At 60.1% G+C, this 23,687-nt stretch carries 29 protein-coding genes; 23 read left to right on the forward strand and 6 right to left on the reverse strand.

What is annotated here, in order from left to right; genetic code table 11:
* Nucleotides 1–5: 5 nt before the first annotated feature.
* The 4 genes from ATO10_RS00280 to glmU are packed head-to-tail and all read right to left on the reverse strand — an operon-like array spanning nucleotide 6 to nucleotide 4,412.
* Nucleotides 6–692 (reverse strand): DNA alkylation repair protein, encoded by a 687-nt coding sequence (locus ATO10_RS00280; RefSeq protein WP_035246620.1) that lies wholly within the window; start codon nucleotides 690–692, stop codon nucleotides 6–8.
* Nucleotides 689–1,240 (reverse strand): pyridoxamine 5'-phosphate oxidase family protein, encoded by a 552-nt coding sequence (locus tag ATO10_RS00285; RefSeq protein WP_035246623.1) that lies wholly within the window; start codon nucleotides 1,238–1,240, stop codon nucleotides 689–691. Before ATO10_RS00285 ends, ATO10_RS00280 begins: the two co-directional genes overlap by 4 nt.
* Nucleotides 1,240–3,057 (reverse strand): glutamine--fructose-6-phosphate transaminase (isomerizing), encoded by a 1,818-nt coding sequence (gene glmS, locus ATO10_RS00290; RefSeq protein WP_035246626.1) that lies wholly within the window; start codon nucleotides 3,055–3,057, stop codon nucleotides 1,240–1,242. The genes ATO10_RS00285 and glmS overlap by 1 nt, the downstream gene beginning before the upstream one ends.
* Nucleotides 3,057–4,412 carry a bifunctional UDP-N-acetylglucosamine diphosphorylase/glucosamine-1-phosphate N-acetyltransferase GlmU gene (gene glmU / locus ATO10_RS00295; RefSeq protein ID WP_035246628.1) on the reverse strand — a complete coding sequence of 452 codons (1,356 nt, stop codon included), beginning with the start codon at nucleotides 4,410–4,412 and terminating at the stop codon, nucleotides 3,057–3,059. Before glmU ends, glmS begins: the two co-directional genes overlap by 1 nt.
* 126 nt (nucleotides 4,413–4,538) lie before the next feature.
* Here glmU and ATO10_RS00300 point away from each other — a divergent pair, with 126 nt between their 5' ends.
* Nucleotides 4,539–5,207 carry an HAD-IA family hydrolase gene (locus ATO10_RS00300; RefSeq protein ID WP_081806409.1) on the forward strand — a complete coding sequence of 223 codons (669 nt, stop codon included), beginning with the start codon at nucleotides 4,539–4,541 and terminating at the stop codon, nucleotides 5,205–5,207.
* A 23-nt stretch (nucleotides 5,208–5,230) separates the two neighbouring features.
* Entirely contained in the window at nucleotides 5,231–6,430 is a 1,200-nt protein-coding gene (locus ATO10_RS00305) for a DegT/DnrJ/EryC1/StrS family aminotransferase (RefSeq protein ID WP_035246630.1), read from the forward strand.
* A gap of 9 nt (nucleotides 6,431–6,439) precedes the next feature.
* Here the strand turns inward: ATO10_RS00305 and ATO10_RS00310 are convergent, their stop codons facing one another.
* Together ATO10_RS00310 and ATO10_RS00315 are read right to left on the reverse strand one after the other, a co-directional pair.
* The gene (locus tag ATO10_RS00310) at nucleotides 6,440–7,057 is read right to left on the reverse strand and encodes an OmpW/AlkL family protein (protein ID WP_035246632.1); all 618 of its coding nucleotides are present in this window, start codon (nucleotides 7,055–7,057) and stop codon (nucleotides 6,440–6,442) included.
* A gap of 219 nt (nucleotides 7,058–7,276) precedes the next feature.
* Nucleotides 7,277–7,876: an OmpW/AlkL family protein gene (locus ATO10_RS00315; RefSeq protein ID WP_035246634.1), complete on the reverse strand. Its 600-nt coding sequence runs from the start codon at nucleotides 7,874–7,876 to the stop codon at nucleotides 7,277–7,279.
* Nucleotides 7,877–8,143: 267 nt separating this feature from the next.
* Between ATO10_RS00315 and ATO10_RS15800 the strand changes: the two genes are divergently transcribed.
* The 21 genes from ATO10_RS15800 (at nucleotide 8,144) to ATO10_RS00425 (ending at nucleotide 23,682) form a co-directional block, all read left to right on the forward strand.
* Nucleotides 8,144–8,593 (forward strand): thermonuclease family protein, encoded by a 450-nt coding sequence (locus tag ATO10_RS15800; protein ID WP_051597859.1) that lies wholly within the window; start codon nucleotides 8,144–8,146, stop codon nucleotides 8,591–8,593.
* Nucleotides 8,594–8,711: 118 nt separating this feature from the next.
* Nucleotides 8,712–9,374: a glutathione S-transferase family protein gene (locus ATO10_RS00325; protein WP_035246636.1), complete on the forward strand. Its 663-nt coding sequence runs from the start codon at nucleotides 8,712–8,714 to the stop codon at nucleotides 9,372–9,374.
* A 2-nt stretch (nucleotides 9,375–9,376) separates the two neighbouring features.
* Complete coding sequence (locus ATO10_RS00330) at nucleotides 9,377–10,243, forward strand: hydroxymethylglutaryl-CoA lyase (protein ID WP_035248169.1); 867 nt, start codon at nucleotides 9,377–9,379, stop codon at nucleotides 10,241–10,243.
* A gap of 590 nt (nucleotides 10,244–10,833) precedes the next feature.
* Nucleotides 10,834–11,199: an NADH-quinone oxidoreductase subunit A gene (locus ATO10_RS00340; protein WP_035246643.1), complete on the forward strand. Its 366-nt coding sequence runs from the start codon at nucleotides 10,834–10,836 to the stop codon at nucleotides 11,197–11,199.
* The gene (locus tag ATO10_RS00345) at nucleotides 11,190–11,723 is read left to right on the forward strand and encodes a NuoB/complex I 20 kDa subunit family protein (RefSeq protein ID WP_035246645.1); all 534 of its coding nucleotides are present in this window, start codon (nucleotides 11,190–11,192) and stop codon (nucleotides 11,721–11,723) included. Before ATO10_RS00340 ends, ATO10_RS00345 begins: the two co-directional genes overlap by 10 nt.
* Nucleotides 11,724–11,726: 3 nt before the next feature.
* A complete protein-coding gene (locus ATO10_RS00350; protein ID WP_035246648.1) occupies nucleotides 11,727–12,335 on the forward strand; it encodes an NADH-quinone oxidoreductase subunit C in 609 nt (202 codons plus the stop codon).
* Between the two features lie 122 nt (nucleotides 12,336–12,457).
* Complete coding sequence (locus ATO10_RS16325; protein WP_155886663.1) at nucleotides 12,458–12,601, forward strand: hypothetical protein; 144 nt, start codon at nucleotides 12,458–12,460, stop codon at nucleotides 12,599–12,601.
* A 4-nt stretch (nucleotides 12,602–12,605) separates the two neighbouring features.
* On the forward strand, nucleotides 12,606–13,814 hold the full coding sequence (locus ATO10_RS00360) for an NADH-quinone oxidoreductase subunit D (RefSeq protein ID WP_035246652.1): 1,209 nt from the start codon (nucleotides 12,606–12,608) through the stop codon (nucleotides 13,812–13,814).
* Between the two features lie 121 nt (nucleotides 13,815–13,935).
* Nucleotides 13,936–14,226: a hypothetical protein gene (locus ATO10_RS00365; RefSeq protein WP_035246654.1), complete on the forward strand. Its 291-nt coding sequence runs from the start codon at nucleotides 13,936–13,938 to the stop codon at nucleotides 14,224–14,226.
* The gene (locus tag ATO10_RS00370; protein ID WP_035246655.1) at nucleotides 14,226–15,377 is read left to right on the forward strand and encodes an NADH-quinone oxidoreductase subunit E; all 1,152 of its coding nucleotides are present in this window, start codon (nucleotides 14,226–14,228) and stop codon (nucleotides 15,375–15,377) included. The genes ATO10_RS00365 and ATO10_RS00370 overlap by 1 nt, the downstream gene beginning before the upstream one ends.
* 32 nt (nucleotides 15,378–15,409) lie before the next feature.
* On the forward strand, nucleotides 15,410–16,066 hold the full coding sequence (locus tag ATO10_RS16330; protein WP_035246656.1) for a hypothetical protein: 657 nt from the start codon (nucleotides 15,410–15,412) through the stop codon (nucleotides 16,064–16,066).
* A gap of 44 nt (nucleotides 16,067–16,110) precedes the next feature.
* The gene (locus ATO10_RS00380; protein WP_035246660.1) at nucleotides 16,111–16,338 is read left to right on the forward strand and encodes a DUF5337 family protein; all 228 of its coding nucleotides are present in this window, start codon (nucleotides 16,111–16,113) and stop codon (nucleotides 16,336–16,338) included.
* Between the two features lie 10 nt (nucleotides 16,339–16,348).
* Nucleotides 16,349–17,647, forward strand: coding sequence for an NADH-quinone oxidoreductase subunit NuoF (gene nuoF, locus ATO10_RS00385; protein WP_035246663.1), 1,299 nt, complete (start codon nucleotides 16,349–16,351; stop codon nucleotides 17,645–17,647).
* Between the two features lie 9 nt (nucleotides 17,648–17,656).
* A complete protein-coding gene (locus tag ATO10_RS00390; RefSeq protein WP_035246666.1) occupies nucleotides 17,657–18,157 on the forward strand; it encodes a DUF3291 domain-containing protein in 501 nt (166 codons plus the stop codon).
* Between the two features lie 116 nt (nucleotides 18,158–18,273).
* Nucleotides 18,274–18,687, forward strand: a complete 414-nt coding sequence (locus ATO10_RS00395) for a DUF5333 domain-containing protein (RefSeq protein WP_051597860.1) — start codon at nucleotides 18,274–18,276, stop codon at nucleotides 18,685–18,687.
* 6 nt (nucleotides 18,688–18,693) lie between these two features.
* Nucleotides 18,694–20,703 (forward strand): NADH-quinone oxidoreductase subunit NuoG, encoded by a 2,010-nt coding sequence (gene nuoG, locus ATO10_RS00400; RefSeq protein ID WP_035246669.1) that lies wholly within the window; start codon nucleotides 18,694–18,696, stop codon nucleotides 20,701–20,703.
* Nucleotides 20,703–21,116 (forward strand): hypothetical protein, encoded by a 414-nt coding sequence (locus ATO10_RS00405; RefSeq protein ID WP_035246672.1) that lies wholly within the window; start codon nucleotides 20,703–20,705, stop codon nucleotides 21,114–21,116. Before nuoG ends, ATO10_RS00405 begins: the two co-directional genes overlap by 1 nt.
* A 15-nt stretch (nucleotides 21,117–21,131) precedes the next feature.
* A complete protein-coding gene (nuoH, locus tag ATO10_RS00410; protein ID WP_035246675.1) occupies nucleotides 21,132–22,169 on the forward strand; it encodes an NADH-quinone oxidoreductase subunit NuoH in 1,038 nt (345 codons plus the stop codon).
* A 3-nt stretch (nucleotides 22,170–22,172) separates the two neighbouring features.
* Nucleotides 22,173–22,667, forward strand: coding sequence for an NADH-quinone oxidoreductase subunit NuoI (nuoI, locus tag ATO10_RS00415; protein ID WP_035246678.1), 495 nt, complete (start codon nucleotides 22,173–22,175; stop codon nucleotides 22,665–22,667).
* Nucleotides 22,664–23,071, forward strand: coding sequence for a carboxymuconolactone decarboxylase family protein (locus tag ATO10_RS00420; protein WP_035246681.1), 408 nt, complete (start codon nucleotides 22,664–22,666; stop codon nucleotides 23,069–23,071). The genes nuoI and ATO10_RS00420 overlap by 4 nt, the downstream gene beginning before the upstream one ends.
* The gene (locus tag ATO10_RS00425) at nucleotides 23,068–23,682 is read left to right on the forward strand and encodes an NADH-quinone oxidoreductase subunit J (RefSeq protein ID WP_035246684.1); all 615 of its coding nucleotides are present in this window, start codon (nucleotides 23,068–23,070) and stop codon (nucleotides 23,680–23,682) included. The genes ATO10_RS00420 and ATO10_RS00425 overlap by 4 nt, the downstream gene beginning before the upstream one ends.
* Nucleotides 23,683–23,687: the final 5 nt, after the last annotated feature.

Raw genomic sequence — 23,687 nt, forward strand, 5'->3', positions numbered from 1 at the left:
TACTTCTAGGCTTGGTCATCAAGGTATTTGGAGGCTTCTTTGCGGGCAAAAGGTTTCATTTGCCGCCCGTGCTCCTCCAGAAAGGCCCGGGTGCGATCGGCGTCATGTTTGGACAGATCACGCAGCCACCATGCCACCGATTTCTGGATGAACCATTCTTCGTCCTGCACATAGTCAGCCGCCCATCCCAGCACCTGCGCGCGGATGTCCAGATCGGCGGGTTTGGGGTTGTTCATCTTGGCCCAGGGCAGGGTGATCACCATCGCGGCGCGGCGGGTCCAGTGGTGATCGACAGTCGTCCATTCTACGACCTCCTGTACCCGAGAAGGGTCTGCGATCAGCCGCTTTTGACCGGCCATGCAGGCGTGATCGGCGATCGCCCAGCTATCAAACTGCGGCACCCAGGATTTGATCAAAGCCCAGGCATCGGCGTCAGGGCGCAGACGGGCCTGCGTCAGCAGCTTTGCGGCGGCCAGACGGGCTTCGAAGATATTGGTGTCCCACAAGGCGCGCGCCAGATCGACGCGAGCAGGCACATCCAGCGATTGCCGCCACGCTTTGGTCAGGTCATTCAGCGCTGGGTTAGGGATGCCCAGATAGGTGCGTGGCACCTTGTGATAGTCGGCCATGCCTTCTGCACGGCCCGGCTCGATCAACGCGTTCAGAGCCGCCAATGCATCTTCGAGGGTCATTCTGGCTCTCCCAGTACACCGGTGGGCAACCCATCCAGCGTGGTTTGGTTCTTTTCGACCCAATAGTCGCGCACACCGTCGCGCCCGCGCTGCTCGGCCCAGTTCGCCAGCGTGTCACGTTCGCCGACATAATCCATGAAGGGCACGGCGAAGCCGCAAGAGGTCTGCACCATCTCGACGGTGACGTCGTAAATCTGACGGGCGCTGTTGGTTGGCGGGAACAGGTCAATCAGATCGTCCCAGCCATCGTCACGTTCGTGCAGGGTCTTGGCCGTGCCATAGGCGCGCAGGATCACCGGACGCTTGGTGAAACTGCACCACATCAAAGTCATCCGGTTGATGTCACGCAGGTGGCCGGCGGTTTCATTGCCGCTGCCAGTCCAGTTCAGCCATGCAATCCGGTTGGGGCCAAGCACCCGCAGGCTGTCCATGCCTTTGGGCGAGATATTCACCCGCCCATCGCGCGCGGCCGAGCCGACAAAGAACACATGCTGTGCCTCGATCAGGGCGCGGTGATCGTCTTCGATCCTGTCGAATTGTTTGGCCATTATTCCACCGTTACCGATTTTGCGAGATTGCGGGGCTGGTCCACGTCCGTCCCCTTGGCGACTGCGGTATGATAGGCCAGCAGCTGCGCGGGCAGGGCATAGAGGATCGGCGCGAACAGGTCGGGGACTTCGGGCAGTTGGATCAACTGCCAGACGCCTTCGCCAGCTTCTTTCGCGCCGCGGTTATTGGTGATCAATACCACTTTTCCGCCGCGGGCCAGAACCTCTTGCATGTTCGATACGGTCTTGTCGAACAGCTTGTCATGGGGGGCCATGACGATCACCGGCACGGTTTTGTCGACCAGCGCGATGGGGCCATGTTTTAGTTCACCTGATGCATAACCTTCGGCATGTATATAGCTGATTTCTTTCAGTTTAAGTGCGCCCTCCAGCGCCAGAGGATACATCGCGCCACGCCCCAGAAACAGCACGTCGCGGGCCTCGGCCAGTTTTTGGGCGACGGCTTTGATCTCGTCGCTTTGGGCCAAGGCGATGTTCATCAGGCCGGGCAGGTTTTGCAAGGCGCTCAGGTGTTCAGCCAATGCCGTCTGATCCAACTGACCGCGTTGTTGCGCCGCGCGCAGGGCCAGCAGCGCCATGACCGTCAACTGACAGGTGAAAGCCTTGGTCGAGGCCACGCCAATTTCAACCCCGGCCAGAATGGGCAGGGCGATATCGCTTTCGCGCGCGATGGAGCTTTCATCGACATTCACGACAGACAGGATCGTTGCGGCCTTGCCGTGGCAATAGCGCAGCGCCGCCAGCGTATCGGCGGTTTCGCCCGATTGGCTGACGAACACCGCCAATGTGCGCGCCGGGATCGGCGGTTCACGATAGCGAAATTCAGACGCGACATCGACGTCAACGGGCAGGCCGGACAGCTGCTCGAACCAGTATTTCGACGTCAGACAGGCCAGATAAGCCGTGCCGCAGGCAACCATTGTGATGCGGTCATATTGGGTAAAATCCAGTGTTTCGGGCAGCAGGATCGCCGCACCATCGTCCAGATAATGGTGGATCGCATCGCCCAGCACGATGGGCTGCTCGGCGATTTCTTTGGCCATGAAATGCTTGTGCCCGGCTTTTTCAACGCGGGTTGCATCCACACGAACCACGCGCATTTCGCGGTTGGTCTGGTTGCCCTGTGCATCGTAAATCTGCGCCCCGGCGCGGGTGATTACGGCGCGGTCGCCTTCTTCCAGATAGGTGATCTTGTTGGTCAGCGGGGCCAGGGCGATGGCGTCCGAACCGACGAACATTTCGCCGTCTCCGTGGCCAATGGCCAATGGCGAGCCCTTGCGGGCGGCGATCAGCAGGTCTTCTTCGCCGTCAAACAGAAAACACAGGGCAAATGCGCCCTCTAGCTTTTCCAGACTTTTGGCCGCTGCCTGATGGGGCGTACACCCTTGATCCAGAAACGAGCGGGTCAGCAGAACAATAGTTTCCGTGTCGGTCTCGGTCTGTGGTGTCAGGCCTTGCTCGGTCAGTTCTGCCCGCAATTCGCGGTAGTTTTCAATGATGCCGTTGTGCACCACAGCCACCGGTCCAGCGCGATGCGGATGGGCGTTGGATACATTCGGAGCGCCGTGGGTGGCCCAACGGGTATGGCCAATTCCGGATTTGCCGGGCAGGGGTTCATGAACCAGCTTATCCGACAGGTTCACCAGCTTGCCAACTGCACGCCGGCGTTCCAGCTTGCCTTGATTGACCGTGGCAATGCCAGCGCTGTCATAACCGCGATATTCCAGCCGTTTCAGCGCCTCTACCAAGAGCGGCGCGGCTTCGTGATTTCCTAGGACCCCTACAATACCGCACATTATTTGGCCTCTTTCTGCTGTCGAGCCTTCTTTTTCTTTAACATATCGAACAATTTCCGGGAAAGGCCGGGTTTGTTCTCTTGCCGGGCGCGGGCCACGGCCATGGCCCCTTCGGGCACGTTTGATGTGACCACTGATCCGGTGGCGGTCATGGCTTCATCCCCGACCGAGACCGGGGCAACCAGCATGGTATTGGACCCGATGAAGGCGCGCGCGCCGATTTCGGTGCGATGTTTGAACACACCATCATAGTTACATGTGATCGTCCCTGCGCCGATATTTGTTGCTTCGCCGACATTCGCGTCGCCGATATAGGACAGGTGGTTTACCTTGGCGCCTTCGGCGAGGATCGCGTTTTTGGTTTCAACGAAGTTGCCAATGCGGGTGTTTGCGGACAGTTCGGTCCCCGGGCGCAGGCGGGCATAAGGCCCGACCACCGCCCCGTTCGAAACGTGGCAGCCTTCAAGATGCGAAAACGCGCGGATATGCGCGCCGCTTTCCACGGTCACACCCGGGCCAAAGAAGACGTTCGGCTCGACGATTGTGTCGCGCCCGATGACGGTGTCATGACCAAAGAACACAGTTTCTGGCGCGGTCAGGGTGACCCCGTTTTCAAGGGCCTCTGCGCGGGCGCGGGCCTGAAAGGCGGCCTCGGCCATGGCCAGTTCTGCGCGGGTGTTGATGCCCATAGTCTCGGCCTCGGGGCAGGTCACTACGGTCGCCGAAAGCCCGCTTTCCCGCCCTTTGGCGATGATGTCGGTCAGGTAGTATTCCCCCGAAGCATTGTTGTTATCCACCTGCGCGATCAGGTCAAATACCTGCGAGGCGGACCCCATGATAACGCCGCTATTACAAAGCGTTACGGCGCGCTCTTCAGGTGAGGCATCTTTGTATTCTACAATCGCCTGCAAGCTGTCGCCCTGGGTGATTAACCGGCCATAGCGGCCCGGTTCGGCTGCGACGAACCCCAAGACAATCAGATCATTCTTTGCACGGGCCTCGGCCATGGCCTGCAAGGTTTCGGGCTGGATGAATGGCGTGTCGCCGTAGAGCACCACCACGTCACCGTCAAAGCCGCCCAGAATGTCGCGCGCCTGATCAACGGCGTGGCCGGTACCCAGTTGCTCTTCTTGCAGAACAACCTGTGCAAAGGGGTTGATGTCTTCGGCGGCTTTGGTCACGGCCTCGGCCCCGTGCCCAGCAACCACCACAATACGCGCCGGTTCCAGCGCCATGCCGGCATGGATTGCATGGCCAAGCATCGGCGCACCAGCGATCTGGTGCAGCACCTTTGGCAGGTCGGAATTCATGCGGGTGCCCTGCCCAGCGGCAAGGACGATCAAAGCAATGGACATGGCATTGGCCTTTTTTCCTGTTGTGCACCTTTTATCGACGCTATGCAGGGGCGCAAGGGCAAGGCCGATCAAAAGGCGTTTCCACAGGTTTCAGCAATGGGCGGAAAGCCGCCAAACGGGGGTGCGATGCGCACGGTAATCTTTGATCTGGACGGGACCCTAGCGGATACCAGCGGCGATCTGATTGCGGCGGCCAATAGCTGTTTTGACGGGTTAGGTCTGGGCGCGCTGCTGGACCCGGTGGCGGATCAGGCGGCCGCCTTCAAGGGCGGGCGGGCGATGTTATCGCTGGGGTTTGAACGGGCGGGTCCCACCTATGGCCCTGCCGATGTCGAGACACAGTTCCCCATATTCCTGCAAGCCTATGCCGATGCGATTGATGTGCAGACCACGTTGTACCCGGGCGTGGTTGACGCCATCGAGCGACTGCGCAGCGGCGGCGTTTTGGTGGGTGTCTGCACCAACAAGCCCGAAGGTCTGGCGGAAACCTTGCTGGCGCGTTTGGGGGTGCGAGGGCTGTTTGGCTCGATGATCGGGGCAGACACCTTGCCCACGCGCAAGCCTGACCCAGCGCCCTATGTGGCCTCGGTTCAACAGGCAGGCGGAGAGGTCGCACGCTCTATCCTGATTGGCGACACGATCACCGACCGCGATACCGCCCGCGCTGCGGGTGTGCCTTGCGCCTTGGTGACCTTTGGTCCTGATGGGCGTGACGTCGCGGAACTGGAGCCCGAGGCTCTGTTGGATCACTATGATCATCTGGACGATGTCGTCGTGCGACTGCTGGGCGCGTGACCCATGCAGAGGATGATGTTTCCATGACCGAACGTTTCACCGGCTCTTTCACCCAGCAAGAACCGATCCCGGAAGCGGCGATCGAGGCCGCGTTGACGGTTATGCGCCATGGTCGCCTGCATCGCTATAACACTGTGGGCGATGATCCCGGCGAGGTCGCGCTATTGGAGCAGGAATTCGCCGCGTTGACCGGGGCGCAGTACTGTCTGGCGGTGGCCTCGGGCGGGTATGCGTTGGGCTGCGCGCTGCGGGCCTTGGATGTCGGGGCAGGGGATCAGGTGTTGACCAACGCCTTTACCCTTGCGCCTGTGCCGGGGGCCATTGCAGCGGTGGGCGCACAGCCGGTCTTTGTCGAGGTAACCGCACAGCTGACCATTGATCTGGATCACCTGCAAAAGATGATCCGCGACACCGGGGCCAAGGTTCTGATGCTCAGCCACATGCGCGGGCATCTGTGCGACATGGATGCACTGATGGCGATCTGTGATGCCGCGGGGGTGCAGGTGATCGAAGATTGCGCCCATACCATGGGTGCGGCGTGGAACGGGGTACCCTCGGGCCGTCATGGGGTGATCGGTTGCTATTCGACCCAGACCTATAAGCATATGAACTCTGGCGAGGGGGGGCTTTTGATCACGGATGACGCCGTGCTGGCGGCCAAAGCGGTGATCCTGTCTGGCTCTTACATGCTGTATGAACGCCATCTGGCAGCCCCTGCGCCCGAGGTCTTTGAGGGCCTGAAACTGGATACGCCCAACGTGTCGGGGCGCATGGATAATCTGCGGGCCGCAATCCTGCGACCGCAATTGCAGGGCTTAACAGAACAGTGCGCGCGCTGGAATGAACGTTATCAAGTGGTCCAAGATGGCCTGCGCGACACGCCGGGTTTGCAGGTGATCCATCGCCCGGCGCCAGAAAGCTTTGTGGGGTCCTCTATCCAGTTCCTGCTGCCCGGCTGGTCGGGGGCAAAGCTGCGGGATTTGATAGCGCGGTGTGGGGCGCGTGGTGTTGAACTGAAGTGGTTTGGGGCAGATCAGCCAATCGGGTTCACCTCGCGCTATGACCATTGGCGTTATGCCGCGCCCACGGCGTTGCCGCAGACGGACGCGGTCTTGGCGGGGCTGATAGACATGCGCCTGCCCTTGACCTTTTCATTGGAGGACTGCGCGCTGATCGCCCGCATCATCCGGGCCGAGGTCAGCGCGCTTTATCAAGCCACGTAGGCTGCGGTTTCAGAACCGCCGGACGTAAGAAACCGCGGCCACAACCGGGTCAATCTTGGTATTCCCCAGAGAGAATCCATTCACCGTCAGCTCGGATTCCAGATCGAAGTACCGCAAATCAAATCGCACGGCGCTGTAGTCATTCAGGGCATAGTCGAACCCTGCATGCAGTGCGAAACCGGTTGTGTCTTCAAGGTCAACGGTCGTTGCCGCCAACACGCCCTGACCATCGACATCGGTGAACTTGGTGTAGTTCAGGCCGACCCCCAGAAACGGATCAAACCGCCCTTCGGTGGGAAAATGATAATTCACGCTGATTGTCGGCGGAAGCAGTTTGGCGCTGGCAATATTGCCGACGCCTGGGTTGCTGATGTCATGTTCAAATGGCAATGAAGCCAGAAGTTCGACCCCCCAGTTATCGGCAAAGAAATACTCGGCGGTGAAAACCGGGCTGATGCCATCGTCCACGCTGTGGGGAATAAATCCCAGCAACAGGCCATTGTCGGATGCGGGCATGACCCCGGCGATCCCAAACGACAACGTCCAATCCCCGCGCGATTGCGCGGTGGCAGGGGCTGCCAAGGCCAATACGGCCGCTCCGATCATGAGAGTGCTCATAGGTTTCATCGTGTCCCTCCTCAGCCAGCGATGAGATTATGTTAATATACTATGTCACAAATCGCCCTGATTTGCATCAAATTGCCCTGACCTATCCTTTTGATTGTATTGAGTTATCATGTTCAATTCTAAGCGGATCGGCGCGTTCCCTTTGCGGCGCAGCGGGTGCATTCACAAAAAAAGGCACCGCGCTGAGCGATGCCTTTGCAAGACCTGATGGATGTCAGATCAGAAGTTGTGGATGTAAGACAGCCCAAAGACAATTGGGTCAATCTCGGCTTCGCCGATGAAGGCGCCATTCAGGTAAGCATCCGAGTTGATGTCGATCCAGCGCAGGTCAGCGCGCAGCGAACCTTTGTCGGAAATCGCCACATCCAGACCCGCGTGCAGGGCCAGCCCGACCGAGTCGCTCAGGGACACGGTGCCCAAGGCCGAGCTTTCCTCGAAGAACGTGGTATAGTTGATGCCAGCGCCGACAAACGGGGTGAATTTGCTGTCATTGGCAAAGTGGTAGTTCACCGACAGGGTCGGGGGCAGGTGTTTGGTCGAAACCGTGCCGACACCGGTGACGGTCGCGGTGTGTTCAAACGGGGTCGCGGCCAGCAGCTCAATACCAATATTGTCCCTTACGAAGTATTCGAAGGTGATGGTCGGGCGCACGTCATTGTCGATTGTCGTGGGCTGACCCGCCAGCAGGCCGTTGTTGCTTTTAGGGGCCACAACACCCAGACCCAGACCAACGGTCCAGTCCCCTGCGGATTGGGCTAGGGCAGGCAAAGCGGTGGTGCCAAGGGCGGCAGCCAGTGTCGCGGCGAGAATCTTCTTCATTTTCTGTCTCCTCAGGATCGCGCGTGCTGCACCATTTTGCGGATGGGATGTCGGCGCTTTGACTTGGGTCAAGTGCCGCTCAGTTGGGGCGTGTGGGCGGTTGGTCAAAACGTCGCAGGGCAGGGGTGATGGTGCTTTCGGCGCGGCGCTGGGTGTGGGAAGGTGGTGCACCCAAGCGCATGTCGATGGAGGGAAAACCATGATGCACACCCCATGCACATCAGATGCACAAGGCATGCATATCTTTTGCGTCGCGGTTGGGTGTCGATGAAACTGTCGCCAACCCTGTTTGCGTACGTGGTGGTGCTGGTGATGGCGCTGATCAAGTTCACCGATTGGTTCGTGGCCCATCACGATCTCAGCGCGCGGGGGTGCCTTGTGAGCTATGTCTACGACGGCGACACCGTGGCGCTGACCTGCGATGGGCAGGAACGCACCGCCCGGCTGGTGGGGTTTGACACGCCTGAAACCAAGTCTCCGGGCTGCGCTGCCGAAGCTGCCTTGGGCGCGCAGGCCACCACGCGGTTGCGCGCTCTGGTCGCGGCAGGCAGGGTGACGCTGGACGGACAGGGAAGCGACAAATACGGGCGGCTTTTGGTGCGCATGGCAGTCGCGGGCCAGGATGTGGCCGACACGCTGATCAACGAAGGGCTGGCTGTTGCCTATGACGGTGGCGCACGTCTTAATTGGTGTCGGCGCCTGCGCGCGGCGGGGTAGCTTGCGGTGGCCCCTGGCGCAGCCCCGCAATTTTGACGTCACCTTTGCCCCGGGGCCACGCCACGGCAAGGTTGCACCGGGGCCGATCGCCGTGGATGATCAGCCCAGGAGGACCAGAATGATACGATTGCACCACGTGCCGTTTTCGCGTTCGTTCCGGGTTTTGTGGCTGTTGCAAGAGCTGGAACAGAGCTTTGACATCATCGAATACAGCATTCGCGATGGATCGTTGCGCGCGCCGGATTTTATGGCGCACTCTCCGGCGGGGCGGGTTCCGGCGTTGGAAATCGACGGTGAGACGCTGTTTGAAAGCGGCGCGATCATGGAACTGTTGTGCGAGCGCCACCCGGAGTTCGGGCTGGGCCGCGCGCCCGGCCATCCGGACCGCGCGGCGTTTTTGCAGGCGCTCAATTTCGCCGAAACCCAGGCCAGCCTGATTGAACAGCTGAATCTGAACCATGTTTTCCTGCGCGATCCGGCAGATGCCAGCCCGGTGGTGATTAAGCTGAACACGATGCGGCTGACGCAGACGTTGAGGGCCACCGAGGCGATGCTTGCAGGGCAGGAATTTCTTTTGCCGTCGGGGTTCTCGGGGGCTGACATCATGATGGGCTTCAACCTGTTTGCCGCGCCCTACTTTGTGCCTCTGGATCCGTTCCCGCATCTGCGCGCCTATCGACAGCGCCTTGAGACCCGGCCCGGGTATCAGGCCGCACGGGCGCGCGACGGGCAGCAGGATTTCTATGCCAAAGATTTCTATCCGGTTCCGGGGGGCGCGTGATCTTGCCCGACATGGTCGAAATCTTCGAAGTGGGGCCGCGCGACGGGTTACAAAACGAGCCGCGGATGATCGCGACCGATCAGAAAATCGCGTTGATTGATTTGCTGTCGGGGGCGGGGTTTCAGCGGATCGAGGTGGCCTCGTTCGTGTCGCCGCGCCTGTTGCCGCAGATGGCGGATGCGGCGCAGGTACTGGCGGGGCTGAACCGCGTGCCGGGCGTGGCCTATGCGGCGCTGACCCCAAACCTGAAAGGGTTTGAGCGCGCCCTTGCTGCGGGGGCGGATGAGGTGGCGATTTTTGGCGCCGCCTCTGAGGGGTTCAGCCGTGCCAATATCAATGCCTCAATCGCGCAAAGCCTTGAACGGTTTGCACCGGTCGCGCAGGCCGCTGCCAAGGCGGGTGTTCCGGTGCGTGGCTATGTCAGCTGTGCCATCGCCTGCCCGTTTGATGGGCCGACCCCCGTGGCGCAGGTGGCGCGCGTGGCGGCGGCGTTGCGCGATCTGGGCTGCTATCAGATCAGTCTGGGCGACACGATTGGTGCGGGCACACCGCAGAGCGTGCGCGCCATGTTGAACGCTGTTTTGCAAGAGCTGCCCGCCGACCAGCTGGCCGGGCATTTTCACGACACGGGCGGTCGGGCGCTTGCTAATATCGAGGCGTCATTGGATTTGGGGCTGCGGGTGTTTGATGCTGCGGTTGGTGGCTTGGGCGGCTGTCCGTTTGCCGGAAACGCGCCGGGGAATGTGGCCACTGAAACCGTGGTGAACTGGTTGCATAACCGTGGCTTTGTTACCGGGCTTGACCCAGAGGCGATTGGGCAGGCGGCGGCTTTGGCGCGCGGGCTGCGCGGATCTGCCGGGACCCGCTGACACAGCGATGTGCCCACCGCGACCGCCGAACGCGTGGTTTTGACGCAGGCGGCGCGGTCTGCCCCTGCGGACCCACGCAAAGCACGCTTTGCACAGGGGCCAATAACATCATTGCAAGCCCTGAGCCTTTGTGACGTAGCCGGTAAAATGCTGCGACTGCATGTCGGTCCGCTGGCGGGCCGCGTCCCGGAGAGGGCGCCAAGCCATGCGCTTGGTGGCGTGGCGATGGCCGAGGGGAGCGACGGCTCTGGCCCCCAAATTTTGCGCCTCTTTTAAGGGCTCTAGCCGGAGGGGGCGTGGGCAGGTCGAAAAAATTTGTAAAACTTGATCTAAATCAAGGCGCGATATTTGCGCATTGACCCGGCACATTCCCGGCATTGAGTCGAATTCTGCGACGCAGCGGGCGCGAATCCCGCCCTGCGGCAATATTTCGCGGTTGTTCAAATGCCGCTTCAAAACACAATCTTGAAAACCCAACAAATAAAAGGGGTTGGAGGGTCGCGGTTTGGTTGACCCTGCTGGCGCGCAGGGGTAAACCATCTGGTGATCAAGGCATGCCGGTTCGGCGCACCTAACTAGGGAGAGACGCTGTGGAAGATCTGCTTCGTGAGTACCTGCCAATTCTGATTTTCTTAGGAATGGCGACGGCACTGGGGCTTATACTCCTCCTTTCAGCGTTCATTCTGGCGGTCAGAAATCCCGATCCGGAAAAAACCTCGGCCTATGAATGTGGTTTCAACGCGTTTGATGACGCGCGTATGAAATTCGATGTGCGGTTCTATCTGGTCGCCATCCTTTTCATCATCTTCGATCTCGAAATTGCCTTCTTGTTCCCCTGGGCTGTTGCCTTTGGTGACATGGGGATGGTCGGGTTCTGGTCGATGATGGTTTTCCTGGCCGTTCTGACCATCGGCTTTGCCTATGAGTGGAAGAAAGGGGCCCTGGAATGGGAGTGATGACCGGAGCCAACACCGCAGGCGGTGACAAAGAGCACGCCACGCGGTTGCTGAATGACGAGCTGCAGGACAAAGGTTTCCTGCTGACCTCGACCGAGGACATCATCAACTGGGCCCGCACCGGCAGTCTGCACTGGATGACCTTTGGGTTGGCCTGTTGCGCGGTTGAGATGATGCACACGTCGATGCCGCGGTATGACCTTGAGCGTTGGGGGACTGCGCCGCGCGCCTCGCCGCGCCAGTCGGACCTGATGATTGTGGCCGGCACCCTGACCAACAAAATGGCGCCAGCCCTGCGCAAGGTCTATGACCAGATGCCCGAGCCGCGTTATGTGATCTCGATGGGGTCCTGCGCCAATGGCGGCGGCTATTACCACTATTCCTATTCCGTCGTGCGCGGCTGTGACCGGATCGTTCCGGTTGACGTCTATGTGCCCGGCTGCCCGCCGACCGCCGAAGCGCTGGTCTATGGCATTTTGCAGCTGTCGCGCAAAATCCGCCGCACCGGCACGATTGCGAGGTAAGCCATGTCTGACGCTCTGAACGAACTTGGCGCCCATATCAGCCTGAAACGCCCAGATCACGTGCTGTCTTATGCCGTGAACTTTGGCGAGCTGACGCTGGAAGCCCCGGCCAATTCCATCGTGGAACTGGTCGAGTTTCTGAAATCCGATGCGACCTGCCGGTTCTCGACTCTGGTCGACATTACCGCCATCGACCACCCCGCGCGTGAAGCCCGGTTTGACGTGGTCTATCACTTCCTGTCGATGTACCAAAACCACCGTATCCGCATCAAATGCGCGGTGCGAGAGGATGAGATGGTGCCGTCTCTGATGCCGGTATTTGAATCGGCCAACTGGTTTGAACGCGAAGTGTTCGACATGTTCGGGATCATCTTCACCGGCCACCCGGACCTGCGCCGTTTGCTGACGGATTATGGTTTCCGGGGCCATCCGCTGCGTAAGGACTTCCCGACCACTGGCTATACCGAGGTGCGTTACGACGAGACGCAGAAACGCGTGGTTTATGAGCCCGTTAGCCTGGTTCAGGAATACCGCCAGTTTGACTTCATGAGCCCGTGGGAAGGGGCCGAATATATCCTGCCCGGCGACGAGCGGGGCGAGGCCAAAGGGTGAGCGGCGCACAGCACATAAGCGCCGTTTCGGCAGGCATTGGCATGGTTAACCAATGCCTTATTGCCGCCACATCGGGCGGGTATTCTCTGCGCGCCCGGGGGCGTCGTGATGGGAAGGCCCGCATGACGAATACATGGTGCGAGACACGTCAATTGGATGGTCTGACAGCGATGTCAGCGCCGTCTTTTGGGCTGCGCACCAGCCTGAAAGATCAAGACACAGATGCGCTGACCCTTGGCGGGGCAGCAATCGGGGCGGGGGCCTAAGCGGATGGACGGTAACTTCAACGACGCACAGACCGGCGAACAGAAGATCCGGAATTTCAATATCAACTTCGGCCCGCAGCACCCTGCGGCCCACGGTGTGCTGCGCATGGTGCTGGAGCTGGACGGCGAGATCGTCGAGCGCGCAGACCCGCATATCGGCCTGCTGCACCGTGGCACCGAAAAGCTGATGGAAAGCCGCACCTATCTGCAGAACCTTCCCTATCTGGACCGTCTGGATTACGTGGCCCCGATGAACCAGGAACACGCCTGGTGCATGGCGATCGAAAAGCTGACCGGCACCGAAGTGCCGCGCCGGGCCTCGTTGATCCGGGTGCTGTATTCGGAAATCGGTCGCATCCTGAACCACCTGCTGAACGTGACCACGCAGGCGATGGACGTGGGCGCGCTGACCCCGCCGCTGTGGGGGTTTGAAGAGCGCGAGAAGCTGATGGTGTTTTACGAGCGCGCCTGTGGCGCCCGTCTGCACGCCGCCTATTTCCGCCCCGGTGGCGTCCATCAGGACCTGCCGCCCGATTTGCTGGATGATATCGAAGCTTGGTGTGACCCGTTCCTGAAAGTCGTGGACGATCTGGACACGCTGCTGACTGAAAACCGTATCTTCAAACAGCGCAACTGTGACATCGGCATCATCACCGAGGACGACATTCTTGAATGGGGCTTTTCGGGCGTGATGGTCCGTGGCTCGGGCCTGGCTTGGGACCTGCGTCGTTCGCAGCCCTATGAATGCTATGACGAGATGGAATTCCAGATTCCTGTCGGCAAGAACGGTGACTGCTATGATCGTTACCTGTGCCGCATGGAAGAAATGCGCCAGTCTGTCCACATCATGCGCCAGTGCATCGACAAGCTGCGCGTGGAAAAGGGCGACGTGCTGGCCCGGGGCAAGCTGACACCGCCCAAACGCGGCGATATGAAAACCTCGATGGAAGCGTTGATCCATCACTTCAAGCTTTATACCGAAGGCTTCCACGTGCCCGCCGGCGAAGTTTATGCCGCCGTTGAGGCGCCCAAGGGCGAGTTCGGCGTTTACATGGTGTCGGATGGCTCGAACAAACCCTATCGCGCCAAGCTGCGCGCGCCGGGTTTCTTGCATCTGCAAGCAATGGATTACGTCTCGAAGGGGCATCAGCTGGCCGATGTCTCGGCGATTATCGGGACGATGGATATCGTGTTCGGGGAGATCGACCGTTGATCGACCCCCGGGCATATCACGGAATCTGGGTGGGGACCCATCGGAGCGAAGGCGCCTGCGCGTCGGCGTCTCCTTTTCAAGAGTACGAGGCAAAGTTTGCCTCAATTCAAGGAGTAACCCCATGAAAACCCTGATCAAAACTACCGCTTTCCTGATTGGCCTGTCGCCTTTGGCGCTGGCTGCGCAAGATTGGACTCCGACCGACGATGATCTTGCCACGTTCCGCGTTGCCTTGTTCAATGCGGGCTGCGTTGTGAATGACGAAGAGTCTGCCCTGGTGGTTGAATCGTCCACCGACTTTTCGGAAGAAGAGCTGGATGTGATGGTTGAACAGCTGCGCATCTATCAGGAAATTATCGACGCCTCGGAAGATGGCGGCATCAAACTCGTATCAGGAGCCTGCGCTGAGTAATGCTTCGACGTCTGCACCATGAACAGCCTGACAGCTTCGCCTTTACCCCCGCCAACCAAGCGTGGGCAGAGGCGCAGCTGACGAAATACCCCGAAGGCCGTCAGGCCAGTGCCGTGATCCCACTTTTGTGGCGCGCACAAGAGCAGGAGGGGTGGCTGTCAAAGCCCGCGATCGAAACCATCGCGGACATGCTGGGCATGGCCTATATTCGGGTGCTTGAGGTTGCGACGTTCTATTTTATGTTCCAGCTGAAACCGGTTGGGACGCTGGCGCATGTGCAGATTTGCGGGACGACGTCCTGCATGATTTGTGGTGCCGAAGACCTGATCAAAGTCTGTCAGGACAAGATTGCCGACAAGGCCCATGCGCTGTCTGCGGACGGTAAGTTCAGCTGGGAAGAGGTTGAATGTCTGGGCGCGTGTACCAACGCGCCGATGGTCCAGATCGGCAAGGACTTCTACGAAGACCTGACGCCGGAAAAGCTGACGGAAATTCTGGAGGCGCTGGCCAAGGGCGACGTGCCGGTGCCGGGGCCGCAGAATGGCCGGTATGGGTGCGAACCTCTGGGCGGGCTGACGGCCCTGACCGAGGTCGACAGCGGCCACACCCAGTATAACGGTTCGGTTCAACGGGCTGTGGATCTGGGGGATACCGTCAAGCGGATTGATGGCACCGAGGTACCGTTGACCACGCCATGGAACGCCGCCGGGACGGGCGATGCGGATGCTGCAGTGCTGGAGAAACCTGCGGCCAAACCCGCCGCGGCCAAAGCTGAGGCGCCCAAACCTGCGCCCAAGGCTGAAACACCCAAGGCCGCGCCCAAACCCGCCGCCAAGGCCAAGGCTGAGGATGCCGCCCAAGAAGGTACGCGCCCGACCGGGTTGGAAGGGGCGCGCGACGGGGCTGGCGATGATCTGAAGATGATCAAAGGTGTTGGTCCCGCGCTTGAGAAATTGCTTAACGAGTTAGGTTTTTACCATTTCGATCAGGTTGCGGCATGGACTGCCGACGAGGTGGCCTGGGTCGATCAGAACCTGAAAGGGTTCAAAGGACGGGTCAGCCGGGATGGCTGGGTCGATCAAGCGCGCGTTCTGGCTGAGGGAGGTCAGACAGAGTTCGCGCAGCGTGTGAAAAAGGGTGATGTCTACTAATCACCCCAGTGTAGGGACAGGAGGACCGGCAGATGTCGGAAGGGTCGAACGGGCTTGGTTGCCCACTGAAGCTTTGGATAATCTCTGCGGTGGTTGGCGCCGTAGTGACGCTTGCGCTGGTCGCAGGTGGTTATGCATGGCTTGCAGCGATCTTTCTGGGCATTGTCACCTGCGGCCTTTTGGGCCTGCTTCTGACTTGGTTGATCTGCGTCTCGCCGCAGGAAGGACCGCGCCGTCAGGCCGCGTTTGGGGAGGAGGACCCCGACGCGATCGTGGCGCAGGTCGTGCAAACAGCGCCTGCTGAGACCGCTTCCAAGTCAGAACCTGCCCCCACACCCACACCAAAACCGGTTCAGCAGGCGGCGCCCGCGCCCGAAGCTGTGCCGGCACCCGAAGCTGCACCTGAACCTGCGCCCGCACCCCTTGCTGCGGTCGAAGAGGACACCGATGAAGTGCAGCCTGTCACCTTGTCTGCGGCACGGGCCGAAGGGGCAGATGACCTGAAGAAGATTAAAGGCGTGGGGCCCAAGCTGGAAGGCGTGCTGAACGAGCTGGGCTTCTATCACTATGACCAGATCGCGGCCTGGTCCGAGGCCGAAGTGGCCTGGGTTGACGCGAGACTGAAATTCAAGGGCCGTATTGAGCGCGATGGCTGGATCGCGCAGGCGGCGGAACTGGCAAAGGGTTAAGCGCGGGTTTCGACCGCAGCTGACCAAAGAACAAAGGGCTGACCATGACTGGGGGGCGTAACGCCAATCAATCGCAAAACGCGCAAAAAGGGCGCGTGGCTGCTGTGGTAATCGCAGTGGGCGGATTGATTGCCATCGTGGCCCCTTGGCTGACCGATATCCTTGGACTGTCGATGCGATTTGAGATGCTGTTCTACATGCTCTCGCTCGCAGCGTTTTTCTGGGCGATGGTCGTGTTGTGGCAAATCCGGCGCGCGGGTCGCGAGAATTGAGGGGCAAGACATGCTGAAAGACGAAGATCGCATCTTTACCAATATCTACGGCATGGATGACCGTTCGCTGGCTGGCGCGCGCAAGCGTGGCCAATGGGATGGCACGGCGGACATCATCGAAAAGGGTCGCGACTGGATCATCGACGAGATGAAAGCTTCGGGCCTGCGCGGACGTGGGGGTGCGGGTTTCCCGACCGGGTTGAAATGGTCTTTCATGCCCAAGGAATCCGATGGGCGTCCGCATTATCTGGTGATCAATGCTGACGAATCCGAACCGGCAACCTGCAAAGACCGCGAGATCATGCGCCATGATCCCCACACCCTGATCGAGGGCGCGCTGATTGCCAGCTTCGCCATGGGCGCGCATGCCTCGTATATTTATATCCGGGGCGAGTTCATCCGCGAACGCGAAGCGCTTCAGGCGGCGATTGACGAAGCTTACGACGCCGGTCTGCTGGGCAAGAACGCTGCGGGCACGGGCTGGGATTTCGACCTCTACCTGCACCACGGGGCAGGGGCGTATATCTGCGGCGAGGAAACCGCGCTGCTGGAAAGCCTTGAAGGCCGCAAGGGCATGCCGCGCATGAAGCCGCCGTTCCCGGCGGGGGCTGGTCTGTATGGCTGCCCGACCACGGTGAACAATGTTGAATCCATCGCCGTTGTGCCCACCATCCTGCGCCGTGGCGGCGCGTGGTTTGCCGGTTTTGGCCGCCCCAACAATCAGGGCACCAAGCTGTTTGCCATGACCGGTCATGTGAACACGCCCTGCGTCATCGAAGAAGAAATGTCGATGTCGATGCGCGAGATGATCGAAAAGCACGGCGGCGGCATTCGCGGCGGCTGGGATAACCTGAAAGCGATCATCCCCGGTGGCGCCTCTTGCCCGGTTCTGCCCAAGGACATGTGCGATGAGGCGATCATGGATTTCGACTGGATGCGCGAGAATAAATCCTCGCTGGGCACCGGTTGCATGATCGTGATGGACCAGAACACCGATGTCATCAAAGCCGTCTGGCGGTTGGCCAAGTTCTTTAAGCACGAAAGCTGTGGCCAGTGCACCCCGTGCCGCGAAGGCACCGGCTGGATGATGCGGGTGATGGAGCGTCTGGTAACCGGCGAGGCTGAGGTCGAGGAAATCGACATGCTGCTAAGCGTGACCAAGCAGGTCGAAGGCCATACCATCTGCGCGCTGGGCGACGCCGCGGCATGGCCGATTCAGGGCCTGATCCGTCATTTCCGTGACGAGATCGAAGACCGCATCAAATACACCAAATCCGGCCGTATCTCGGCGGCTGTGGCGGCGGAGTAAGGCACGACCATGCACCCCAAGGGCCATCATCTTGCGGAACTGAATGTTGGGCGGCTTCTGGCTGACCCGGCTGATCCGCGCGTGGCCGATTTTATGGGGGCCATCGACCTGATCAACGGGCTGGGCAAGAAGATGCCCGGCTTTGTCTGGATGATGGAAGGGTCGGGCGCGCCGGACACGGGCAACACCGAAAACTGCATTGGCGGCGACCCGCAAATGGTCAGCAATCTGACTGTGTGGGAAGACGTGGTCAGCCTTGAGAAGTTCGTTTGGGACACGGTGCATCGCCAGTTCTATGAGCGCCGGGCCGAGTGGTTCGAGCTGATGGGTGAGATGCATTTCGTCATGTGGTGGGTGCCCGAGGGGCATCAGCCGACGCTGGGCGAAGCCTTGGAACGTCTTGAGCATCTGCGCGCCAAAGGCGACAGTGATCATGCTTTTGGCTGGTCTTATCTGAAAGACGCCACCCGATGGCGCACACGCGGCTGTGCGCAGGTGGCGGCAGAATGATGATGCGTGTGGGGGCATATCAGGGATCGAAACCAGCGGGGAACCGCCGGGCGGGTGGGCTGTTATTGAATAGCAGCGATCGCGCTCCCACTCCTTTCTTCGAAAGGAGTTCCCTGATGAACACATTGAAAACACTGGCATTTGCCACAACCGTTACCGGGCTTTCCATGGGGCCTTCGCTGGCCTCGGCGAATGGGCTGCGCGACCATCAGCAGATCAATGACGGGCTGCTGATCATCGCGATTGGCGACAAGATCCAAGACAACTGTCCCAGCATCGAGCCGCGCATGTTCAAAGCCTATAGCTTTGCCAAGACCCTTGAGCGTCTGGCCAAGAATGACGGGTACACCGACGATGAAATCCGGGCTTTTGTCAAAGACAAGGCCGAAAAAGCCCGCGTGAAAGGCTTGGCCGATACGTATCTGGCCCAGCGTGGCGTCCAGCAGGACGACCCGCTGAGCTATTGCACGGCCGGGCTGAACGAAATCGAAAAGAATAGCCAGATCGGCGTGTTGCTGAAGACAAAGTGAGACCACATGGCGGACCTGAAAAAGATCGTAATTGACGGCACCGAGATCGAGGTAGATCCGGCGATGACCATCCTGCAGGCGTGCGAGCAAGCCGGGGTGGAAGTCCCTCGGTTCTGTTACCACGAACGTCTGTCGATTGCGGGCAACTGCCGGATGTGTCTGGTTGAGGTCGTGGGCGGCCCGCCCAAGCCCGCCGCCAGCTGTGCCATGCAGGTGCGCGATCTGCGCCCCGGCCCCGAAGGCCAGCCACCGGTGGTGAAAACCAACTCGCCCATGGTCAAGAAAGCCCGCGAAGGCGTGATGGAGTTTCTGCTGATCAACCACCCGCTGGATTGCCCGATCTGCGATCAGGGTGGCGAGTGCGATCTTCAGGATCAGGCCATGGCCTATGGCGTTGATTTCAGCCGTTTCCGCGAGGCCAAACGCGCCACCGAAGATCTGGATCTGGGGCCGCTTGTAGCCACCACCATGACCCGCTGCATCAGCTGCACCCGTTGTGTGCGCTTCACCACCGAAGTTGCCGGCATCCACCAGATGGGCCAGACCGGGCGCGGCGAAGATGCGGAAATCACCAGCTATCTGAACCAGACGTTGGACAGCAACCTGCAGGGCAACATCATTGACCTGTGCCCGGTGGGCGCGCTGACCAGCAAGCCCTATGCATTCACCGCCCGCCCGTGGGAGCTGACCAAGACCGAAACCATCGACGTGATGGATGCGCTTGGCGCCAATATCCGTGTGGATACCAAGGGTCGCGAAGTGATGCGCATTCTGCCGCGCAACCATGATGGCGTGAACGAGGAATGGATTTCCGACAAGACCCGCTTTGTCTGGGATGGTCTGCGCCGTCAGCGACTGGATCGCCCTTACGTGCGCGTTGATGGCAAGCTCAAACCCGCCAGCTGGGACGAAGCGCTTGGCGCGGCGGCGGCGGCGATGAAGGGCAAGAAAATTGCCGGTCTGATCGGTGATCTGGCCCCGGTTGAGGCGGTTTATGCGTTGAAGCAATTGGTGACCGGCTTGGGGGGCACGGTGGAATGCCGCACCGATGGTGCGAAACTGCCCGAAGGCAACCGGTCGGCTTATGTGGGTAATGCCCATGTCGAAGACATCGACACCGCCAAAGAGATTTACCTGATCGGCACCGATCCGCGTGTTGAATCGGCTGTACTGGATGCGCGCATCCGCAAGGCCTGGCTGGCCGGGGCAAATGTGCATCTGATCGGCACCGCCGAAGGGCTGAGCTATGACGTGACCAACCATGGTCCGGGCCGGATCGTGATCAACCGTCTGCTGGCCGAGGCCAAACCGACCGAAGGCGCGCTTGTCATTCTGGGGCAGGGCGCGATCAGCGAAGGTGATGGCAAGCAGGTGACGGGTCAGAGCATGGCGCTGGCACAAGCTCTGGGCGCCAAGTTCATGATGCTGCACACTGCCGCCGCCCGCGTGGGCGCGATGGATGTGGGCGCAACGACCATGGGTGGCATTGACGCCGCTATGGAGGGGGCCGAGGTGGTGTTTAACCTTGGCGCAGATGAGGTCGACATTCAGGACGGCCCGTTTGTGATTTACCAGGGCAGCCATGGCGACCGCGGCGCACACCGTGCTGACGTGATCCTGCCGGCGGCGTCCTATGTCGAAGAGCAGGGCCTGTTCGTAAACACCGAAGGACGCCCGCAGCTGGCGCTGCGCGCCGCTTTCCCGCCGGGCGAAGCCAAGGAAAACTGGGCCATTCTGCGGGCTTTGTCGGCGCATGTGGGCGAGGTTCTGCCGTTTGACAGCATCGCACAGTTGCGCAGTGCGCTGGTGGCCGAGGTGCCGCATCTGGCACAGATCGACGAGGTGCCCGACAATGGCTGGACGCCAGAACCTGCGGCCGAGCTGCAAAAGGGCAAGTTCCGCCCGGTTGTAACGGATTTCTATCTGACCAACCCTATCGCCCGCGCCTCGCAGGTGATGGCCGAGCTGAGCGCACAGGCCAAGGCCCGCGCTGAGACCCCGGTGGCAGCCGAGTAATGAACAAACGCATCGCATATCACGTGGCAACAGGGCTGGTGCTGGGCACCGGGCTGTCGGCCTGTGTGAATGATGCGGGTGTGGATGTCGGGCAAGGCACGTTTGTGCCTGCTTATGACGGGGTGCAGACGCGCCGTCTGGATGACAAGCTGGTCAGCTTTGTTGTGCAGATGCAAGGCGCGCGCGGCCCGCAGGATGTCGAGGATTATGCCGAATGTGCCGCTGCGCAATATACGCTGATCCGTGGATATGGGTTTGCACGTCATGTGCGGACACAAGTTGAAAACAATAATGACGTTTGGGTGGCGGATGCGGTCTATACGATCTCGCCCGCTTTGCCCGACGGGGTACAGAAACTGGATGCCGAGGTGGTTGTTGCCAACTGCCGGCACCAAGGAATACCGACGGTTTGAAGGGACGGGGCTGGAATGGCTGACTTTTTGAATACCGGCTTGGGGACGGTAGTGCTGATCGGGGCGCAGGGCCTTTTGATCATCGCCTTTGTGATGCTGTCTTTGCTGTTTTTGGTCTATGCGGACCGGAAAATCTGGGCCGCCGTGCAAATGCGCAAAGGCCCCAACATCGTGGGCGCCTTTGGCCTGCTGCAATCGGTGGCCGACGCGTTGAAATACGTGGTCAAAGAGGTCGTCGTGCCCGCAGGCGCCGACAAGCCGGTGTTCTTTCTGGCGCCGATCCTGTCCTTCGTGCTGGCGGTGCTGGCCTGGGCGGTGATCCCGTTCAATCCGGGTTGGGTGCTGGCTGATATCAACGTCGCGATCCTGTTCGTCTTTGCCGTGTCCTCGCTTGAGGTTTACGGGGTGATCATGGGCGGCTGGGCGTCGAACTCGAAATACCCATTCCTTGGCTCGCTGCGGTCCGCCGCGCAGATGATCTCCTATGAGGTGTCGATCGGCCTGATCATCATCGGGGTGATCCTGTCCACCGGTTCGCTGAGCTTTGGTGCAATCGTCGCGGCGCAGGATGGCTCTTATGGCCTGTTCTCGTGGTACTGGTTGCCGCATCTGCCGATGGTGGTGCTGTTCTTTGTTTCGGCGCTGGCCGAAACCAACCGCCCGCCGTTTGACCTGCCCGAGGCTGAATCGGAACTGGTTGCCGGTTTCATGGTGGAATACTCGTCCACCGCCTACCTGCTGTTCATGGCCGGGGAATATATCGCCATCTTCCTGATGTGTGCGCTGATGACCCTGCTGTTCTTTGGCGGTTGGCTGTCGCCCATCCCGGGCCTGCCTGATGGCGTGCTGTGGATGGTGGCGAAGATGTGGATCTTCTTCTTCTTCTTCGCGATGGTGAAGGCCATCGTACCGCGCTATCGCTATGATCAGCTGATGCGCCTGGGCTGGAAAGTGTTCCTGCCGATGTCGCTGGGTTGGGTCGTATTGGTGGCCTTCTTCGCAAAATTCGAACTCTTCGGCGGTGCCTATGCCCGCTGGATGATTGGGGGATAAGCCATGGGTGCGATTGATCTGAACCGGGCGGTAAAATACTTCCTGCTGGCGGATTTCATCAAAGGCTTTGCGCTGGGCATGAAATACTTCGTGCAACCGGCGGCGACGCTGAACTACCCGCATGAAAAGGGGCCGCTGTCGCCCCGCTTTCGCGGTGAACATGCTTTGCGCCGGTATCCCAACGGCGAGGAACGCTGCATCGCCTGTAAGCTGTGCGAGGCCGTCTGCCCCGCCCAGGCGATCACCATCGACGCCGAACCGCGTGAGGACGGCAGCCGCCGCACCACACGCTATGACATCGACATGACCAAATGCATCTATTGCGGTTTCTGCCAAGAAGCCTGCCCGGTGGATGCAATTGTTGAAGGCCCGAACTTTGAGTTCTCGACCGAGACCCGCGAAGAGCTGTTCTATGACAAGGAAAAGCTGCTGGACAACGGCGCGCGCTGGGAGGCCGAGATTGCCCGCAACCTTGAACTGGATGCGCCCTACAGATGAGTGATTTCAGCAAACTCTTTGAGCAGATGATGGAGCAGAGCCACAAGATGGCCAAGGCTTTCAACCCCGCGTTGGAAAGCTTTCAGGTGACCGGCTTCGACAAGCTCATGCCGACCATGCCCAAGAACTTCATGGACATGATGTGGGGCAACGCCTTCAACAAGGATGGTCTGGATTCCAAAACCCGCCTGCTGGTCGTACTGGCCGGGCTGACGGTGCTGGGTGCGCAGGCCGAGCCGCAGTTTAAATTGACCGTGCGCCACGCGCTTGAAGCAGGTGCAACGGAACAAGAGATCGCCGAAGTGATCTATCAGATGGCTATGCTGGGGGGCATCCCCGCGATGAACCACGCCCTGATGCTGGCCAAGGAAGTGTTCCGGGAACAGGAGGAGGACAACTCATGACCCCGATGGAGCTGACCTTTTATTTCTTCTCGACCATCGCGGTGATTGCCGCGCTGATGGTCGTGGTGTCGAAAAACCCGGTGCATTCGGTCCTGTGGCTGATCCTGTCGTTCCTGTCGGTGGCCGGGCTGTTCGTGCTGCTGCAGGCCGAATTTGTCGCGATGTTGCTGATCATCGTCTACGTGGGGGCGGTCGCGGTGCTGTTCCTGTTTGTGGTGATGATGCTGGATGTCGACTTTGCCGAGCTGAAAGGCGAGATGGCGCTGTATATGCCCATTGCGTTGCTGATCGGCGTGGTGATTTTGGTCGAACTGGGCATCGCCTTTGGCACATGGTCGATCACCGAGGCCGCCATGGCGCAACGTGCGGCCGTGACACCCGATGTGACCGAGGTGCAAAACACCGCCGCTTTGGGCGCGCTGATCTATGACGACTACATCTATCTGTTCCAGGCGGCGGGTCTGATCCTGCTGGTGGCAATGATCGGTGCCATCGTCCTGACCCTGCGCCATCGCAAAGATATCAAACGTCAGGACATTCTGGCGCAGATCTACCGCGATCCGGCCAAGGCGATGGAACTGAAAGACGTGAAACCGGGGCAGGGGCTCTGATCGCA

Origin of the sequence: Actibacterium atlanticum (assembly GCF_000671395.1) — a bacterium.
GTDB classification, from domain to species: Bacteria; Pseudomonadota; Alphaproteobacteria; order Rhodobacterales; family Rhodobacteraceae; genus Actibacterium_D; species Actibacterium_D atlanticum.

Coding starts and splice junctions, on each gene's coding strand:
- ATO10_RS00360 (WP_035246652.1), top strand. CDS start 12,606: ATGGACGGTAACTTCAACGACGCACAGACCGGCGAACAGAAGATCCGG.
- ATO10_RS00425 (WP_035246684.1), top strand. CDS start 23,068: ATGACCCCGATGGAGCTGACCTTTTATTTCTTCTCGACCATCGCGGTG.
- ATO10_RS00305 (WP_035246630.1), top strand. CDS start 5,231: ATGACCGAACGTTTCACCGGCTCTTTCACCCAGCAAGAACCGATCCCG.
- ATO10_RS00325 (WP_035246636.1), top strand. CDS start 8,712: ATGATACGATTGCACCACGTGCCGTTTTCGCGTTCGTTCCGGGTTTTG.
- ATO10_RS00280 (WP_035246620.1), bottom strand. CDS start 692: ATGACCCTCGAAGATGCATTGGCGGCTCTGAACGCGTTGATCGAGCCG.
- ATO10_RS00365 (WP_035246654.1), top strand. CDS start 13,936: ATGAAAACCCTGATCAAAACTACCGCTTTCCTGATTGGCCTGTCGCCT.
- ATO10_RS00370 (WP_035246655.1), top strand. CDS start 14,226: ATGCTTCGACGTCTGCACCATGAACAGCCTGACAGCTTCGCCTTTACC.
- glmS (WP_035246626.1), bottom strand. CDS start 3,057: ATGTGCGGTATTGTAGGGGTCCTAGGAAATCACGAAGCCGCGCCGCTC.
- ATO10_RS00345 (WP_035246645.1), top strand. CDS start 11,190: ATGGGAGTGATGACCGGAGCCAACACCGCAGGCGGTGACAAAGAGCAC.
- ATO10_RS00300 (WP_081806409.1), top strand. CDS start 4,539: ATGCGCACGGTAATCTTTGATCTGGACGGGACCCTAGCGGATACCAGC.
- ATO10_RS00390 (WP_035246666.1), top strand. CDS start 17,657: ATGCACCCCAAGGGCCATCATCTTGCGGAACTGAATGTTGGGCGGCTT.
- ATO10_RS15800 (WP_051597859.1), top strand. CDS start 8,144: ATGAAACTGTCGCCAACCCTGTTTGCGTACGTGGTGGTGCTGGTGATG.
- ATO10_RS00405 (WP_035246672.1), top strand. CDS start 20,703: ATGAACAAACGCATCGCATATCACGTGGCAACAGGGCTGGTGCTGGGC.
- nuoG (WP_035246669.1), top strand. CDS start 18,694: ATGGCGGACCTGAAAAAGATCGTAATTGACGGCACCGAGATCGAGGTA.
- nuoF (WP_035246663.1), top strand. CDS start 16,349: ATGCTGAAAGACGAAGATCGCATCTTTACCAATATCTACGGCATGGAT.
- ATO10_RS00420 (WP_035246681.1), top strand. CDS start 22,664: ATGAGTGATTTCAGCAAACTCTTTGAGCAGATGATGGAGCAGAGCCAC.
- ATO10_RS16330 (WP_035246656.1), top strand. CDS start 15,410: ATGTCGGAAGGGTCGAACGGGCTTGGTTGCCCACTGAAGCTTTGGATA.
- glmU (WP_035246628.1), bottom strand. CDS start 4,412: ATGTCCATTGCTTTGATCGTCCTTGCCGCTGGGCAGGGCACCCGCATG.
- ATO10_RS00285 (WP_035246623.1), bottom strand. CDS start 1,240: ATGGCCAAACAATTCGACAGGATCGAAGACGATCACCGCGCCCTGATC.
- ATO10_RS00310 (WP_035246632.1), bottom strand. CDS start 7,057: ATGAAACCTATGAGCACTCTCATGATCGGAGCGGCCGTATTGGCCTTG.
- ATO10_RS00315 (WP_035246634.1), bottom strand. CDS start 7,876: ATGAAGAAGATTCTCGCCGCGACACTGGCTGCCGCCCTTGGCACCACC.
- ATO10_RS16325 (WP_155886663.1), top strand. CDS start 12,458: ATGACGAATACATGGTGCGAGACACGTCAATTGGATGGTCTGACAGCG.
- ATO10_RS00380 (WP_035246660.1), top strand. CDS start 16,111: ATGACTGGGGGGCGTAACGCCAATCAATCGCAAAACGCGCAAAAAGGG.
- ATO10_RS00350 (WP_035246648.1), top strand. CDS start 11,727: ATGTCTGACGCTCTGAACGAACTTGGCGCCCATATCAGCCTGAAACGC.
- nuoH (WP_035246675.1), top strand. CDS start 21,132: ATGGCTGACTTTTTGAATACCGGCTTGGGGACGGTAGTGCTGATCGGG.
- nuoI (WP_035246678.1), top strand. CDS start 22,173: ATGGGTGCGATTGATCTGAACCGGGCGGTAAAATACTTCCTGCTGGCG.
- ATO10_RS00395 (WP_051597860.1), top strand. CDS start 18,274: ATGAACACATTGAAAACACTGGCATTTGCCACAACCGTTACCGGGCTT.